Consider the following 1011-nt stretch of genomic DNA (forward strand, 5'->3'; position numbering starts at 1 on the left):
GGTCCGGGCACACGCGGTCCGGACGACGCGGCCCGGACGACGGCGGTCCGGGCGACGGCGCGGCCCGCACGCACGACGGCGGCCCGGGCAACGACGCGGCCCGCACGCACGATGGCGGTCCCGACGACGACGCCGGGGCGGCGGCGCGGCCGGGGCGGCGGCGCGGCCGGGGCGGCGCTGGCCGCCGCGCAATGGTGAAGAATGGTCAATCCTTCAGATTATCGGCCGACCCGGTTCGCGGCGTCAGCCGAACGGGATGACCGGCCCGTAAGATCGGCGACAGGCATCTGGCTGATCGCTGACTGCTGGACGTGATAGCGATCACACACACTGTGCACATGAACAGGAGACTCCGCCGCAGCCGCGTTTTTTCGCTCGCGGTGTGTCTCGCCCTCGTGGCGGCGCTGAGCGGCTGCATGCAACTCAATCTCGGGCTGACCGTGAACGCCGATGACACGGTCACCGGCCAGCTCCTGGTCACCGCCGACAAGAGCCTGCTCAAGGGGCGTAACCCCGACGTACCGACGGCCTTCGCCGACATGCGGCGGCAGCTGCCCACGCTGCCCTCCGGAGACGAGAGCCGCTACGAGGACGCCAAATACTATGGCGTACAGGTCAGCTACCGGAAAAAGCCGTTGTCGCAATTCACCAGCGACAGCGTGAAACTGACCCGCACCGGCGACCGGTACCACTTCTCCTTCCCGCTCGACCCGGACGGTTACGCCGGAAAAGTGCCCGAACAAAATGCGGACAGCCGGCGTGCCTTCGTCAAACTGATGTCGTTCGAGATCTCGGTGACATTTCCCGGCCGGGTCCTCGACGCCAACGGCACGATCAACGGCCGCTCGGTGACCTGGAAGGTGGACAGCAACCAGAACAAGCCGGCCGAGCTGGTCGCCGAGGCCGAGGCGCCGGGCGGCGCGCCGGCCTCAGCCGACCCCGCCGACGGCGGCTTCCCCTGGCTGCTGGTGGTCGGCGGCCTACTGGCCCTGCTGCTGGTCGCCGTGGTCG

Annotated in this window: 2 protein-coding genes; both read left to right on the top strand. The window is 69.2% G+C overall.

The features are described from left to right. Positions 1-260: hypothetical protein (locus LQ51_RS33860; protein WP_369799842.1), on the top strand; the 260-nt coding region annotated here is incomplete at its 5' end. A gap of 78 nt (positions 261-338) precedes the next feature. Beyond that, a partial coding sequence (locus LQ51_RS11620) for an LppM family (lipo)protein (RefSeq protein ID WP_156313043.1) occupies positions 339-1011 on the top strand: 673 nt, incomplete at its 3' end.

Source organism: Micromonospora sp. HK10 (assembly GCF_000982955.1).
Taxonomy (GTDB): domain Bacteria; phylum Actinomycetota; class Actinomycetes; order Mycobacteriales; family Micromonosporaceae; genus Micromonospora.